Origin of the sequence: Psychrobacter sp. 4Bb, from assembly GCF_002836735.1 — a bacterium.
In the GTDB taxonomy this organism is placed as follows: Bacteria; Pseudomonadota; Gammaproteobacteria; order Pseudomonadales; family Moraxellaceae; genus Psychrobacter.
In genome coordinates, this window is the sequence record NZ_PJAS01000071.1 from 25,895 (window position 1) to 39,882 (window position 13,988).

The following is a 13,988-nucleotide window of genomic DNA, read 5'->3' on the forward strand; positions in this document are numbered from 1 at the left end:
AATGACAAGAATGGCTACTAATATGAAACAGTTGTCGATAACTATCAAGAGCCAAAATGCTACGCTCTGTCGATGATATGTATCAAACACAATTGTTTACAGGTTAGTTATATGTCTAGTCGAAACACGTAGCTAGCCATTATCGAAAACTAGCCAAATAGCTAGTTAAAAGGGGCAAGGCAGCTTTCGGTATAAGATAAAGTGTCGTTACGTCCGACGATGATGTGATCGACAAGCGAGATATCTAACAGGTCACAGGCTTTTTTTAGCTCATAGGTCAGTAAGTTATCTGCGGTCGATGGCTTGGCATCGGTATGAGGATGATTGTGAGCGATGATAAGTTGGCTAGCAGCATGGCTTAGTGCGTGTCGCAATACATGCTTGATGCAGACCGAGCATGATGAGATACCACCCGTGAATAATATCTCAAAGTTTAAAAGGTTGAGGGCATTATCCAGACAGAGTACGGCAAATACTTCACGATGCTCACCGCGCAACTGAGTACTGATATAGTCTTTGACCGCTTGTGAGCGTCCTAGTGCTTGTCCAGTTTTGAGCTGGCTGTCCAGATAGCGCGTACCCATCTCAAGTGAGGCTAATATTTGGGCGTACTTTGCAGGGCCCATACCATGACAGGCAAGAACCGTCTTTTGAGGGGCGGCTAATAGCTCGGCTAAGCTACCAAACTGATCAATCAAATGCCGCGCTAATTCAATCGCTGATTGAGACTGAGTACCGGTGCGCAAAAATATGGCCAGTATCTCGGCGTCAGACAAATGAGCTGCACCAAATTTTAAAAGTTTTTCGCGAGGCCTGTCATCCTCATGCCAGTCTTTGATCGCCATTGTCACTCCTTGAAAATGGGTTGATACTCGTTATCTAAGATAGATACGGAAAATCTTACCCAATTTATCTCATAATTGTTACTATAAGCGCAATTTTATCTTTTCACTTTTTTGTTGATGCCACGCTTATGTCCAATATTGTGCTTGCTATTACTGGCGGTATCGCCGCTTATAAATCTGCTATATTTGCCCGCTTGTTAGTCAAGGCAGGCTTTGATGTGCGCGTTATCATGACGACGGGTGCACAAGCATTTATCACACCGCTGACGCTACAAGCGTTGACTGGTAACGAAGTGCATGTCTCGTTGCTCGATGAGCAAGCAGAGGCAGGCATGGGACATATTGAGCTGGCTAAGTGGGCCGACTTAATCGTGATTGCACCAGCTTCAGCCAATACGCTTGCGCGTCTGGCCATGGGTATGGCTGATGATCTATTGACCACAGTGTGTCTTGCCACTACAGCGCCCGTCATTATTGCGCCTGCCATGAATCAGCAGATGTGGGCGCATCCAGCAGTCAACCTAAACGTGCAAACATTGCGCGATATGAATTATCAGATTATCCAGCCAGCTAGCGGTGAGCAAGCGTGCGGTGATGTCGGAGCAGGGCGATTGCCTGAGCCTGAGCAGTTATTGGATGAGGTTTTACTGTTCATAGCGATGAACACGACGCCGCAATTGCTGGCAGGAAAAAGAGTGGTCATTACCGCAGGTCCAACAGTAGAAGCGATTGATCCTGTACGTTATTTATCTAACCACTCTTCAGGAAAAATGGGCTTTGCATTGGCGCGCGCCTGTGTGGCTGCTGGTGCAGACGTTGTCTTAATCGCTGGTGGTAAAGTGGCATTGCCCACGCCGCTTAATGTCACACGGATCGATGTGCTGTCTGCTGAAGATATGCTGATAGCGGCGCAGCAATGTGTAGATGGCACGCATAGCGAGCTTCAATTGGTCTTTGAAGATGAGCATAACCATTCTCATGAGCATATGCACGATCATTTTCATAACCATACCCATTCTCACGAACACCATCATGGCGACTGTGGTTGCGGTGATGACGATGTAAGCGACCATGATCATAATGACTTGCTACATTCTCATGATGACAACCAATTTGTAAAAGCAGATATCTTTATCGCGACCGCAGCCGTGGCAGATTATCGTACAGAAGAAGCCGCACCGCAAAAAATCAAAAAGACACAAGATGCCATGACGCTCAGTCTGGTTAAAAACCCTGATATTCTAGCGACGATTTCTCTGGCACATCCAGAGCTATTTGTCGTTGGTTTTGCCGCAGAGACGCAAGATGTTGAGCGTTATGCCCGTGGTAAGTTGGTCGCAAAAGATTTAGATATGATTGCTTGCAATGATGTCTCACGCGCAGATATTGGTTTTGCCAGTGATGACAATGCGATGCAGGTGTTTTTCTCTGAGCGCTATGAGCGTGATGCGGTAACACTTGAGAAGACCAGTAAAGATAAAATTGCTGAGCAACTAGCTAGCATCATCGGTCAAGCAGTCGGTCAACGTAAAGATAGTTAGAGCTACAGGCTCAAAGCGTGTAGATAGCATGTAGATATGGACGCTAAGCCTAAAACGGTGTGACCGATATGATGAATATAGCTGGTAACGATAGCACTCAAATGCTAGTGCTGACAGTCATTTTTGCGCTTGCTTCACTGCTACATGGTATTAGTGGACTTGGCGCAACGCTAGTGACGACCACCGCGCTTGCTAGTATGTACCCATTGCAACACGCCATTGTGTTAGTGATTTTCCCCTCGCTAGTCGTTAATGTGATGACATGGCTAGTAGGCGGTGAACGCACCATTTGGCAAAACTTTATCTACTACGGCAGACGCTATTGGTTGCTTGCGCTTACTAGCCTATTGGGTAGCATTTTAGGTGCGAAACTATTGCTATGGGTTGATAGCGCTTATATTCTCTTATTGTTGGCCGCGGTCATTGCTTTCTACGTTGTGAGTAGTTTACTCGGTAAGCAAATCCGTCTACCAAACACCAAGCCTATGTTAATTGCCGTTGGCTTTGGTGCAGGCGTCATCGGCGGCTCGACCAATGCAATGTCGACCATCCTGATGATGTATTTGTTGTCTGCTAGTGACGATAAAAATACCATCGCCAAAGTTGGTAACATGTGCTATTTCTTAGGAAAGATTGCCCAGATTATCGTGTTGCGTGAGCCTATCATGGCACTGAGCAGTGGTGAGTGGCAGCTGATTACTTTTTTGAGTGTGTTATCTATAGTCACACTGCTAGTTGGAATCCGTTTGCGACGTTATTTACCGCAAGCGCGTTTTCGTCAGCTTATTTTATTGATTTTAATCGTGCTTGGAATACGCGTTGGCTGGCAAGGCATTACCGCATTGTTATAGCTAGGGTATATGAGCCATTCCAACGCTGGACTCATCTTTACCTTTCAGCAATATTTTATTAGACCAATTCCTCAAAAAATATCTGCTGTGCCAAACGAAAGGTATTACAATGCGCTTCGACCACGTCTTCGATATCTTCTGAGTAGCCGCCGCCCATCACGATAGCGACAGGGATATTGGCGGCTTTTGCTTGATGCAGAACATATTCATCACGCGCCTTGCATCCTGCTTGTGTCAAACCAAGTTTGCCGAGCTTATCGGTAGCGAGCACGTCGACTGCAGACTGATAAAAAATCATATCTGGCGCAACTTCAGCGATTAAACGTGGCAGTGTATCTTCTAATATCTGTAAATACTCAGCATCGCCAGTATCATTGTCTAGCTCAATATCTAAGTCTGATACTTGCTTACGAAACGGGTAGTTCTTTGCCCCATGCATACTAAAGACAAGGACACGTGGTTCATTTGCCATGATGCTGGCGTTGCCATTGCCTTGATGAACGTCCAAATCGATAACTAAAATCTTCTTTGCCTGTCCACGATTTAGCAATAAATTGCTAGCGATACAAACATCATTAAATACGCAAAACCCTTCTCCATGACCAGCAAAAGAGTGATGGGTGCCGCCTGCGACGTTCATGGCCACGCCATATTGCTGAGCATATAGCGCGCATTCATACGTTGCATGAGCAATATAACGTCCGCGCTCGACCAACTGCGGTGTCATCTCAAATCCGATCGCACGAGCAGCCTTGCGCGGTAGTGTTTGAGTTTTAAGCTGATACCAGTACTCTGCGGTATGCGTGGTCAAAATCTCATCTTCGCTTAAGCGAGCAGGGGCAAAGAAGTTATCTTGGCTGATCGTTCCTTCTGCCAGCAAACGCTCAGGAATCATAATGTACTTTTGCATGGGGAAGCGGTGCTTTTCTGGCACGGAATATCGAAAGACGTCAGAGTAGGCAATTTTTAGCATAAGATTTCTAGCTTAGTATTGATGGTTTTTGGATAGAAAAATAAAGAGATAAGTATCCGCTATCGTAGATTATGGCTTGATTGAAAAACCGGTTCATCGAATGAACTTAATTATCGAACAAACTGAGTTATCGAACAAACTGAGTTATTGAACAAACTGAGTTATTGAACAAACTGAGTCGGCAGAAAGAACGTGCGCGCGTCTGACTGTTGACGTAGCTCTACGAGTAGCGTTTGCATGTCTTCGGCAGGGTCTTGATTATTAACCAAGTTGCCAAATAGCTCGTTGGCAACCGTGGTCATAGCAACCACGCTTTGTAATAAATGCTCAATAATCTCATTATCTATACCAACTGCTTCGACATCGATAGCATTTTTGTAGCGTATTTCACCATCGTTGACATCCATTTCCAAATTACCGACTAGCATGTCATAGTTGATTTGGGTGATAAGTAGCATCGCAGCGCTTTGATGAGTTTCTGGTATCAAAAATGGCAAGATGCCGTAGATTGCCAATAGTTTGTTTTTTTCTTGCACTCGAAACAGATAGCCACAGTTTATTTGCTTATGACGCATTCTCAAGGATAAGTGATGCGATTTTTGGCTGTCGTTGGTTTTGGGTCGATAATGCGTGTAGTGCCATTGTTTGTCATTGAAGTATTGCTTTAAACAGTCGACGATAGGCGTGTTACTTTGGTTTTGAGGCTCTGCACTTGCGATATCGGTTTTTAAGTTATCGGTTTTGAGTTGAGATGTATTTGCTTGTGCTTGTGCTTGTGCTTGTGATTGAGGGTTATCCTGTTCGCTGCCCTGATTCGCCTCTAACTCATGAGAGATATCAGCTGATATATTTTTTGTATTATTAACCTCGCTGTCAGCAAGTGATGCATGTCCTTGCTCGCTTGCACCATCGATGACTGACTGCGGGGCGGCAGCAGTCAGTAACCGTTTGACCTTTTGCCACAAGCTGAGTTTATTGCGTTGACTCATAATAGTATGCTGACAAGTAAGAGTTATAAATTAATCGTGAGTGAATGCCAAACCTTCTTTGATAGCAGGCTGTGCATAGAACGCTGCTAGCATTTCACGAATATGAGCCGTCAACCAAGGCGTCTCAAGAGCATCGTACACGATAGGCAGTAGTGTAGTGCTACATTGCTTCATGGCCGCTTCATCAATGTGCAAACTCGCCGCAATGGTCGCCATCGTGTCAGACTGATGATTGGCATACCAAGTGTCAATGCTTGCCGAGACTAAGCTGTGCAGATACGGTGACAGTCGCAGGCGGTTATAGCTTTGTTGGATACTGGCTTCGATATGGTCAATGCTACTATTACCGGGCTCATCGCTTAAATAGGTTTGTAGCTCACTAATTGGTTGGTCTTTGATGCGATCCCAGCCCATGACCATCAGACGCGCTACTTCTTCATTTGACAAGTGTTCTTGGGCATTGGCTTCAGCTTTGCGCGTCAAATCTTTGATATTGCGATGCAAGTAGGTTTGTAGTTTTTCATCGAGGTTTCTGTTGGTCGCCTTTTCAAAAGAGCTACGCCCAAGCTTCATCAATTTACCAACGCCACCTGCTTTATCGAGGGTGCTTTCCATAAAGTCATTGATAGCGTGATAAAGTGTTTGGGTCAATAAATCTGCAAAGGTTTCGTTACCGACCAGCGTATGAATCAATATGTTGCGCTGCTGCTCATGGCTACCGATATAGTTGGCCAGCGTTTCAACTTGGGCATCATCAACCAGCTCAGACAAAGGCACGTTGTCATTGACTGGATGATAAATAATAGTGTGCAAAATATCACGGATGTCGGTACGCATCACTTCAGTCATCGGCTGATTTAACAGCCAGTCTTTCATCAGCTGCTGTAAATGGTCACAGGTAATATATTTGCTTAAAGGCTGCGCACCAAACCATTGCCAAGCTTCCATCGCTAGTGGCTCAGCTTGATTGTGCAACCACTGCTGTATAAAGTTGACTTGAGCATCGATCAAGCTATCTACTGTCAAACGGCTGGCTGATGGCTCTTTTGACAAGTTAGTGTCTGCGTTGTCATTTTTAGTCTCTGCAGCAGTATTATGTTTTTGGCTATCTTGTGAAGTCGGCATAGGTTTTGAAGTCATATTTTAAAGTCGTATTTTTTTGAGGTCGTACTTTTTGAAGTCAGAGTAATCGACAATTTGTTATACTGTGTGTTTGTAGCGAGCATAGGGTATTATGCCACGAACATTGCCTTTGTTTGTGATGAATATTGACTGCTGCTTGATAAATAACCAGAGGTTTTGATGACGGTTTTGGGTACGCCTTTACTTGCACTTGATGAGCTGACGGTTCAGCGCGGTGAGATACCGCTGTGCGAAGGCGTTGCGTTGCAGCTATCTGCTGGTAGTATTTGCCATCTAATCGGGGCAAATGGGACGGGAAAGACTACGTTACTCATGCAGTTAGCTGGATTGTTACCTGTTCTGGCAGGTAGAGTTATTTATCAAGGACAATCGTGCCTGCCTATCCAGCCCTTATATGTCTCACACCAGTTGGGCATCCATCCGAATCTGACAGTAGCACAAAACCTAACGTTTCTACTGAACTTATATGGTATTACTCCAAGCGCTGCTGATATTGATAATGCGCTCACATGGGTTGGGCTACAAGGGTTTGAAACGATCAGCTCAAGTCATTTGTCCGCTGGGCAAACGCGGCGCATCACGCTGGCGCGATTGTACCTACTAACTCCTGATGTAACACCGCTCTGGTTACTTGATGAGCCTTTCACGGCGCTAGATGTCGATATGGTGGCGCGTATGGAAGAGCGGTTATGCGAATTTGCACAGGCTGGCGGGTCGATACTAATGACCAGCCATCAGGCAGTCGGTGTCGCCAATCAAGTGCTCGATTTGTCAAATTACATGGTATAAGTTTGATTGCTATCAGTACCATCAGTATATGTGCAAGGACGAATAATGACAGACAGTCCAATACAAGTAGGATCAGTAGCAGCCATGAATAAAAGTCCAAATGCTATTGTCGTAGCACCTCGCAGTATTGGGTTTATGCAGCTGTGGCGACGCGAATGGCAAGTCAAGCAGCAAGGAGCGGTACAATGGTTGTATCCGTTAGTACTGTTCTTAGTGATTATTACTTTGTTTCCGTTGGCAGTTGGTAGTGAGCCTGCGCTATTGCAGCGTCTGGGTGTATCAGCGGTGTGGATTGCTGCATTGTTGTCACTGGTGATGGGCGTTGATGGATTGTTTAAGCCTGCGCTCGATAATGGTACGCTCGCGCAATTGGTCGTGGCCAAAGCGTCACTACCGCTATGGGTGTTGATTAGACTGGTCATTCATTGGATTTTTAGCAGTGGTATTGTGGCAGCGCTTAGCTTGCTTGCCGTGCCGTTATTTCAGCTCAGTTGGTTTGAAGCGTGGATATTGATGGCGTCTATCGTGACAGGTAGTCCAATGCTCCTAATGCTATCCGCAGTGGCCAGTAGTTTGACGCTATCGTTAAAGAATGGGGCAGTATTGGTGCCTTTGATTGCTTTACCGATGCAGTTGCCAGTCTTGATTTTTGCTACAGGTGCAGTTGATTTATTTGCTTCTGGGCTGAACGGTTTGCCTATTTTAGCCTTATTACTAGCAGGAAGTATTGTTTCTGTCTTGGTCATGCCATGGGTGATTGCTACAACTTTAAAAATGTCATGGCTCAATTAAACGATTTGCTTGTTGCAATCCTAAAGTCCAATTGTCGAAATTTGGTCATCTAAACTCAGTTATCTAAACCTAGCCATCTAAATCCGGTCATCGAAATTTAGTTATCTGCATCACATGTATTAACATCGTGGTGAAAACTGGCAATTTTGCTATAATAGTCAATTGAATACGTAAACAGCTCTTTGTAGATTCTATCCAGTGTTTAACGCCAGCAGGTGAGTTGATAGTGGTACTTTGGTAGACCGCATCCTTTATCGCCAGTAAGCTGTGTAATAGGTTTCTTCCCATGCCCAACCTGAATAACGTCTCATCCCCTAGCTTGTGGCAGCGCATTTGGCAGGGTTTCTTGACCACTGTGGGTACCAAGCAGTTTTTTCGTATCTTTAGCCCTTGGGTCAAGTGGTTAGCGATACTAGCCAGTCTCTGTTTGCTCATTGGTAGCGTATGGGGCCTTGCTTTTGCGCCGCCTGATTATCTTCAGGGTAATAGCTATCGCATTATCTTTATCCATGTGCCAGCGGCCAGTCTTGCCATTTCTATCTATTTTTCCCTTGCGGTCTTGGGGGTAATTTATTTGGTGTGGAAGATTAAGACGGCCAGTCTGGTCGCGCAGGCACTTGCTCCGATGGGGTTTTTGCTGTGTGTCATCAGTTTGCTTACAGGCTCTATCTGGGCAAAGCCAACATGGGGTACTTACTGGGTATGGGATGCACGTCTTACGTCAATGCTGATATTGGCGTTTTTATACGCGGGCGTAATGGCTCTGTTTGCCGCTTTTGAGCATACGGCCAATCGCGGTAAAGCGGCCGCTATTTTATCTATCGTGGGCGCAGTGAATCTGCCTATTATTAAGTATTCAGTAGAGTGGTGGAATACTTTGCATCAAGGCGCGACTTTTAGTTTGACCGCCGCACCGAAGATGTCGGCAGATATGTGGATGCCCTTATTACTGATGATTATCGGCAGCTATTTACTGGTTGCAACATTAGCGATTTATCGTACTAACACGTTGATTCTATACCGTGATCAAGGCAAAGCTTGGGTCAAAGAATACATTCGTGGTCAACACAAATAACGGCTAGGAAAATACTATGCAGCCTTACTTTTATAGCGTATCTGAGTTTTTCGCCATGGGTAAGCATGGGGTTTTTGTGTGGTCGTGCTGGGCGATAACGATCGGCGTGATGTTGGCATTTATTATCTATAGCCGCAGACAGCGACATTCACTTATCAAACAGCTGACCATCCAGCAAGCGCGTCAAGCACAACGGACGACCAAAACCTCAACGCCTGTAACCAAACAAGCTGAATAAAAATCATCTTAATATCATGGTTTTAGCGTAAGAAACCGTATCCTTACACTGACAAAAATATGACCTTATAGGCAGTGATGAGGCTTATTGATTCGGCCGAAAAATGCTACCATATAGCGATTAGAAGAGTACGATTAGAAAGACATTTTCAAAACGTTTTTCTAATGGTAGTTTCTTCAAAATTTTCTGTTTTGTAGATTGATTATGGTTTATAAAACAGTGACTCATTAATGGGGTAGTGGTATGAATGCAGTTCGTCGGAAAAAACTGACGTGGGTTATGTTTACGCTGGCAGGTGCGGCAGTAGCAGTTATGTTGGTTATCTATGCCATCGGGCAGCAAACTGACTACTACTTTGATGCAACCGCTATTGCCCAAGGCGAAGCGCCTCAAGACAAACGTATTCGTGCTGGTGGTATGGTGGTTGCCGGTAGTGTGCAGCGTGCAGCAGACAATCCATTAAATGTTGAGTTTGCGATTACTGATTTTCAATCAACCGTGCCAGTGACTTACCAAGGTATTCTACCAGACCTATTTGCTGAAAACTCAGGCGTCGTGGCTACGGGTAAAATGCAGGGCGATACTTTCGTTGCTGGGGAAGTACTGGCTAAGCATGACGAAAACTATATGCCACCAGAAGTCGCCAAATCTATGAAAGAAAATAATCGCAGCGGAGCGATACCTACTTCTGAACAGTATAATCCTGCTGAAAAGATTCATGAGACCGAAACGCTACAGCAGTAATGATTATAAGCTTTCGTACCATATAAAAAAGCCACCGATAATCGGTGGCTTTTTATTGCGCTTTGTTTAGCTAATCAGTTAATCGTACTTATTAACCCTGTTAGTCATCCCATACTGGACTATAGTCAGGATGTTCAATTTTACGACCGTCAGAGCTGGCTAGGTTACCGATTTTTTCTAACTCATCTGCACTTAACTCAACTTTAATGGCATCTAGATTGCCTTGCAAGTGATCAGGGTTAGACGTTTTCGGAATAGCCACACGATGCTTATCTGACAAGATCCATGCTAATGAGATTTGTGCTGGCGTTACGTTGTGCTTATCTGCAATCTCTTTAATTACTTCATTATCAAATACATCACCACGTGCTAATGGCGAGTAGGCTTCTAGTAGAATATGATGATTATTCAAAAAGGTCTGCAATGTGTTTTGTTTAATGAACGGATGAAACTCTACTTGGTTCACGACGATAGGTACATCAGCATATTTCTTGGCTTCAATGATATTAGCAATATTGAAGTTTGAAACACCAATATGACGCGTCAAGCCTTGCTTTTGGAGTTCACACAGCGCAGGAATGGTCTCAGATAATGGCACGCGGTCATCAGGCCAATGCAATAGCAACAGATCGACATAATCTGTACCCAAGTCTTCCAAAGAACGTTTCGCTGCTGCGACCAGTTTTTCTGGCTCAAACTTCATATCATCTGGAAAAATCTTAGTAGTCAAAAAGAATTTATCGCGAGCCACTCCTGACTGTCTGATACCTTCGCCAACTTCTTTTTCATTACCATAAGCCTGAGCGGTATCGATATGCTCATACCCCATTTCTAACGCTTTTTTGACCACGTCTACGCAATCTTGCCCAGTTGACTGCCAAGTACCTAGCCCTAGGATTGGGATATTTGCTTGTCCAGCGGTACGAATATTATAGTTTTTAGCGCTCATATTATTATCCTTGTTATGTGTGTCTTATAATTTTCATTAGTTTTAAATGTTATCAATAGTATGGTCTAACGAGTAAACTGCTATTGAGCTTGTCCACTATAGGAAAAACCAAGGACAAGTGGAAGCGCGAGTGACGGTTTCCTACAAAGGGCAAACAGGCTGTAACGTGATTTTTAATAGTTATTTGATAGTTATTTAATGCACAGTTAGTCTTTTGATAACGGTATTGGAAGACAGCACTCCCAAAATTAAAGACAAAAAAACGCCCATCACTCTAAGTAATGGGCGTTTCTATCAATCATAACACCTAAAAAACTAGGTAATTTTGATTTAAAGTCTTACTGAGCAGCAGCTTCTGTAGTTTCTGGAGCGTCAGCACTTTCAGTTTTAGCAGCAGTGTCCATGTGTGCGCTATGATCAGTACCCCAGATTTTTGGGTACTTGTAGCCAGGGAACGTTTCATGAGCGTACTTTTTGAAAGCTTCTGAGTTATAAGCGTTGGTCACATCTTCAACCCATTTTTTACCAGTATCAGCAGATTTGATCGCTGACCAGTTTACATAAGCAAAGCTTGGCTCTTGGAACAATGCTTCGGTCAATTTGATACCAGAGTCAGTAGCATAGTTACCGTTGATAACTGCGAAGTCAACTTCATCACGTGCGCGTGGTAATTGAGCAGCTTCTAGCTCAACGATTTCGATATCGTATTTGCTGTTGTCAGCAATATCAGCTTTTGACGCAGTCAATGGATCGATGTCGTCTTTTAGGGTAATCCAACCAAGATCATCCATCATTACCAAAGCACGAGCAAAGTTACTTGGATCGTTTGGTGCAGAAACACTCATACCTTTGAATGCAGCGTCAAGGCTAGTCTTTTTACCTGAGTAGATGCCAAGTGGAGCCGTTGGTACTTGGAATACTTCAACCAAATCAAGGTTGTTTTCTTTTTTGAAGGTATCAAGGTAAGGCTTATGTTGGAAGATGTTGATATCCAAATCGCCTTCAGCCAATGCAAGGTTAGGACGGACATAATCAGTAAAAGCAATCAACTCAACTTCATAACCTTGAGCTTCAAGCGTGCTCTTTACTTGGTTACGAACCATATCAGCAAAATCGCCTTCAGTCGTACCGATAACAATTTTGGTATGGTCAGGATCGATATCGCTAGCGGCAGTTTCTGCAGTGGCACCCTCGGTTACTGGCTCTTTAGTCGCTTCTGGCGCTGATGAATTGCTGCAACCAACTAAGACTAGACCTGATACACCAACAGCAGCAAATGCGGTAGCTAACTGACGGCTGATATCTGTTAATTTCATAATATGTCCTTAATAATGAATGGGGTTGAGTAAAACGTTTATCGTCTGAACATTAAAAAAGCAACATTATAAATAGTAATGCTGCTTTTGTTGTAAGAGCTGAGATAAGGGTTAAGTGTTGCCAAAAATAAACCTAGTCGCTCGTAAAGTCAAGTATTCTCTAAAGCGGTTTAACGTTTGTCTAAACGATTGGCGAGCCAGTTACCAGAGGCTTGAATCGAGACGACCATGATGGATAGTACAATCACGATAAAAATCATTACCTCGGTTTGATAGCGATAATAGCCATAGCGAATGGCCAAATCACCCAAACCGCCACCACCAATCATACCAGCCGCCGCTGAATAAGAGAGCAAGCTGATACAAAGAATAGTGACTGACAATACTAAACCTGAGCGAGCTTCATTAAGTAGTACTTTAATAATGGTAAAAGGTCGTGCACCCATTGATTCAGTGGCTTCGATAATACCGCGCGGCACTTCACGTAAATTTTGCTCGACCAAACGCGCAAAATAAAACGAACCAGCGATAGCCAGTACTAGTGATGCAGCAATTGGTCCGATACCCGTACCAACGATGGCCTTAGTAAACGGACTCATTGCAATCATCAAAATCACGAAAGGGAAAGCACGCATAAAGTTGGTAATACCGCCAAGCACACCGTACAACGTCTTGTTTTGCAAAAACTGTCGATCACTAGACAAAAACAAGAATACGCCAAACAGTCCACCGATGACGATTGCGACTGTGGTTGAAATACCGAGCATCACAAACGTATCAATAAACGCGCTCACGATCTCTTTGCGTAACACAAGTAGCTTGTCTATAGAGGCGGATAATTCAGTACCAGTTAACATATCTATTTCTCCTGCCTCATTAGTCCTCGACGACTAGGCCTTTGCCAATCGGGGTGGTTGCTTGAATCAGACCGTCTCGCACATCCGCAACTTCCAAAAGTTGTCCTTGATGCAATAACGCTGCGCGATCACAAAGTCTACGAATCACACTCATCTCATGAGTCACGATGACGATAGTCACGCCAAGCTGCTCATTGATATCGCGCAGACAAGTCAGCAAACTACGGGTCGTTGCAGGGTCAAGCGCACTGGTTGGCTCATCGGCTAACAATACTTTTGGACTAGGGGCAATCGCGCGAGCAATACCCACACGCTGTTTCTGTCCACCTGATAGCTGCGCAGGATAGTGACCAGCACGATCGGTCAAATCAACAATCGCAAGACAATCCATGACGCGCTTATGAATGTCACGACTTGGATAACCAGAGATTTTTAAGTTAAATGCCACGTTATCAAAAACCGTTTGATTAGACATCAGATTAAACTGCTGAAAAATCATACCGATATTATGACGAGCAATACGCAGCTCACTGGCAGACAGCGTGGTTAGGTCAGTACCATCTATCACGACTTGACCCGAATCTGGACGCTCAAGCATGTTAATTAGGCGCAATAAGGTAGATTTACCTGCCCCTGAATAACCCATTAGACCAAAGATTTCGCCTTGTTTGATAGTCAGAGATGTCGGCTCAACAGCGGTAAACCAATGTGGTTTGCCGTCTTTGTCTTTGATTGATCGGTCGCTTAAAAAACTTTTGGTCACATCGTTTAAGACAATCATGTCATTCATGGAGGGCTCAAAATTTAATAAATTTTTTAATGGTCAAAAACGCGTCATCAGGCCTCTTTCAATATGTAAGAAGCTGGTCAAAACGACAACAGTCAA

General features: G+C 44.2%; 15 protein-coding genes. 7 read left to right on the forward strand and 8 right to left on the reverse strand.

What is annotated here, in order from left to right:
• Window positions 1-161 precede the first annotated feature (161 nt).
• Window positions 162-845 carry a RadC family protein gene (radC, locus tag CXF60_RS09960; RefSeq protein WP_102091814.1) on the reverse strand — a complete coding sequence of 228 codons (684 nt, stop codon included), beginning with the start codon at window positions 843-845 and terminating at the stop codon, window positions 162-164.
• A 194-nt stretch (window positions 846-1,039) separates the two neighbouring features.
• Here radC and coaBC point away from each other — a divergent pair, with 194 nt between their 5' ends.
• Both coaBC and CXF60_RS09970 read left to right on the forward strand, forming a co-directional pair.
• Window positions 1,040-2,386 (forward strand): bifunctional phosphopantothenoylcysteine decarboxylase/phosphopantothenate--cysteine ligase CoaBC, encoded by a 1,347-nt coding sequence (gene coaBC, locus CXF60_RS14730; RefSeq protein ID WP_416376877.1) that lies wholly within the window; start codon window positions 1,040-1,042, stop codon window positions 2,384-2,386.
• Window positions 2,387-2,454: 68 nt separating this feature from the next.
• Window positions 2,455-3,237: a sulfite exporter TauE/SafE family protein gene (locus CXF60_RS09970; RefSeq protein WP_102091816.1), complete on the forward strand. Its 783-nt coding sequence runs from the start codon at window positions 2,455-2,457 to the stop codon at window positions 3,235-3,237.
• A gap of 58 nt (window positions 3,238-3,295) precedes the next feature.
• On the opposite strand, the gene CXF60_RS09975 is transcribed toward CXF60_RS09970, so the two are convergent.
• The 3 genes from CXF60_RS09975 to CXF60_RS09985 all read right to left on the reverse strand — a co-directional run bounded on the left by CXF60_RS09975 (window position 3,296) and on the right by CXF60_RS09985 (window position 6,339).
• Window positions 3,296-4,210 carry a histone deacetylase family protein gene (locus tag CXF60_RS09975; RefSeq protein ID WP_102091817.1) on the reverse strand — a complete coding sequence of 305 codons (915 nt, stop codon included), beginning with the start codon at window positions 4,208-4,210 and terminating at the stop codon, window positions 3,296-3,298.
• Window positions 4,211-4,371: 161 nt separating this feature from the next.
• Complete coding sequence (locus CXF60_RS09980; RefSeq protein WP_102091818.1) at window positions 4,372-5,199, reverse strand: type III secretion system chaperone family protein; 828 nt, start codon at window positions 5,197-5,199, stop codon at window positions 4,372-4,374.
• A 30-nt stretch (window positions 5,200-5,229) separates the two neighbouring features.
• Window positions 5,230-6,339 carry a hypothetical protein gene (locus CXF60_RS09985; RefSeq protein ID WP_228707101.1) on the reverse strand — a complete coding sequence of 370 codons (1,110 nt, stop codon included), beginning with the start codon at window positions 6,337-6,339 and terminating at the stop codon, window positions 5,230-5,232.
• Window positions 6,340-6,501: 162 nt separating this feature from the next.
• Between CXF60_RS09985 and ccmA the strand changes: the two genes are divergently transcribed.
• The 5 genes from ccmA (at window position 6,502) to ccmE (ending at window position 9,980) form a co-directional block, all read left to right on the forward strand.
• A complete protein-coding gene (gene ccmA / locus CXF60_RS09990; RefSeq protein ID WP_102091819.1) occupies window positions 6,502-7,131 on the forward strand; it encodes a heme ABC exporter ATP-binding protein CcmA in 630 nt (209 codons plus the stop codon).
• 135 nt (window positions 7,132-7,266) lie between these two features.
• Window positions 7,267-7,923 carry a heme exporter protein CcmB gene (locus CXF60_RS09995; RefSeq protein ID WP_180958136.1) on the forward strand — a complete coding sequence of 219 codons (657 nt, stop codon included), beginning with the start codon at window positions 7,267-7,269 and terminating at the stop codon, window positions 7,921-7,923.
• A gap of 286 nt (window positions 7,924-8,209) precedes the next feature.
• Window positions 8,210-8,998, forward strand: a complete 789-nt coding sequence (ccmC, locus tag CXF60_RS10000) for a heme ABC transporter permease CcmC (protein ID WP_057761594.1) — start codon at window positions 8,210-8,212, stop codon at window positions 8,996-8,998.
• Between the two features lie 16 nt (window positions 8,999-9,014).
• Window positions 9,015-9,236: a heme exporter protein CcmD gene (gene ccmD / locus CXF60_RS10005; RefSeq protein ID WP_102091821.1), complete on the forward strand. Its 222-nt coding sequence runs from the start codon at window positions 9,015-9,017 to the stop codon at window positions 9,234-9,236.
• Window positions 9,237-9,479: 243 nt separating this feature from the next.
• Window positions 9,480-9,980, forward strand: coding sequence for a cytochrome c maturation protein CcmE (gene ccmE / locus CXF60_RS10010; protein ID WP_102091822.1), 501 nt, complete (start codon window positions 9,480-9,482; stop codon window positions 9,978-9,980).
• A 100-nt stretch (window positions 9,981-10,080) separates the two neighbouring features.
• Here ccmE and CXF60_RS10015 read toward each other — a convergent pair whose 3' ends face one another.
• From CXF60_RS10015 to CXF60_RS10030, 4 genes are all read right to left on the reverse strand, one after another.
• Window positions 10,081-10,929 carry an aldo/keto reductase gene (locus CXF60_RS10015; protein WP_102091823.1) on the reverse strand — a complete coding sequence of 283 codons (849 nt, stop codon included), beginning with the start codon at window positions 10,927-10,929 and terminating at the stop codon, window positions 10,081-10,083.
• Between the two features lie 338 nt (window positions 10,930-11,267).
• The gene (locus CXF60_RS10020) at window positions 11,268-12,245 is read right to left on the reverse strand and encodes a MetQ/NlpA family ABC transporter substrate-binding protein (RefSeq protein ID WP_102091824.1); all 978 of its coding nucleotides are present in this window, start codon (window positions 12,243-12,245) and stop codon (window positions 11,268-11,270) included.
• A gap of 170 nt (window positions 12,246-12,415) precedes the next feature.
• Window positions 12,416-13,072 carry a methionine ABC transporter permease gene (locus tag CXF60_RS10025; protein WP_370587210.1) on the reverse strand — a complete coding sequence of 219 codons (657 nt, stop codon included), beginning with the start codon at window positions 13,070-13,072 and terminating at the stop codon, window positions 12,416-12,418.
• Window positions 13,073-13,121: 49 nt separating this feature from the next.
• Entirely contained in the window at window positions 13,122-13,892 is a 771-nt protein-coding gene (locus CXF60_RS10030; RefSeq protein ID WP_057761581.1) for a methionine ABC transporter ATP-binding protein, read from the reverse strand.
• Window positions 13,893-13,988 lie beyond the last annotated feature (96 nt).

What these genes read in the sequence shown, in the direction of transcription:
- CXF60_RS09985 (WP_228707101.1), bottom strand. Translation starts at nt 6,339, where the DNA reads ATGACTTCAAAACCTATGCCGACTTCACAAGATAGCCAAAAACATAAT.
- CXF60_RS09980 (WP_102091818.1), bottom strand. Translation starts at nt 5,199, where the DNA reads ATGAGTCAACGCAATAAACTCAGCTTGTGGCAAAAGGTCAAACGGTTA.
- ccmD (WP_102091821.1), top strand. Translation starts at nt 9,015, where the DNA reads ATGCAGCCTTACTTTTATAGCGTATCTGAGTTTTTCGCCATGGGTAAG.
- CXF60_RS09975 (WP_102091817.1), bottom strand. Translation starts at nt 4,210, where the DNA reads ATGCTAAAAATTGCCTACTCTGACGTCTTTCGATATTCCGTGCCAGAA.
- ccmA (WP_102091819.1), top strand. Translation starts at nt 6,502, where the DNA reads ATGACGGTTTTGGGTACGCCTTTACTTGCACTTGATGAGCTGACGGTT.
- CXF60_RS09995 (WP_180958136.1), top strand. Translation starts at nt 7,267, where the DNA reads ATGCAGCTGTGGCGACGCGAATGGCAAGTCAAGCAGCAAGGAGCGGTA.
- radC (WP_102091814.1), bottom strand. Translation starts at nt 845, where the DNA reads ATGGCGATCAAAGACTGGCATGAGGATGACAGGCCTCGCGAAAAACTT.
- CXF60_RS10015 (WP_102091823.1), bottom strand. Translation starts at nt 10,929, where the DNA reads ATGAGCGCTAAAAACTATAATATTCGTACCGCTGGACAAGCAAATATC.
- ccmC (WP_057761594.1), top strand. Translation starts at nt 8,210, where the DNA reads ATGCCCAACCTGAATAACGTCTCATCCCCTAGCTTGTGGCAGCGCATT.
- CXF60_RS10020 (WP_102091824.1), bottom strand. Translation starts at nt 12,245, where the DNA reads ATGAAATTAACAGATATCAGCCGTCAGTTAGCTACCGCATTTGCTGCT.
- ccmE (WP_102091822.1), top strand. Translation starts at nt 9,480, where the DNA reads ATGAATGCAGTTCGTCGGAAAAAACTGACGTGGGTTATGTTTACGCTG.
- CXF60_RS10030 (WP_057761581.1), bottom strand. Translation starts at nt 13,892, where the DNA reads ATGAATGACATGATTGTCTTAAACGATGTGACCAAAAGTTTTTTAAGC.
- CXF60_RS09970 (WP_102091816.1), top strand. Translation starts at nt 2,455, where the DNA reads ATGATGAATATAGCTGGTAACGATAGCACTCAAATGCTAGTGCTGACA.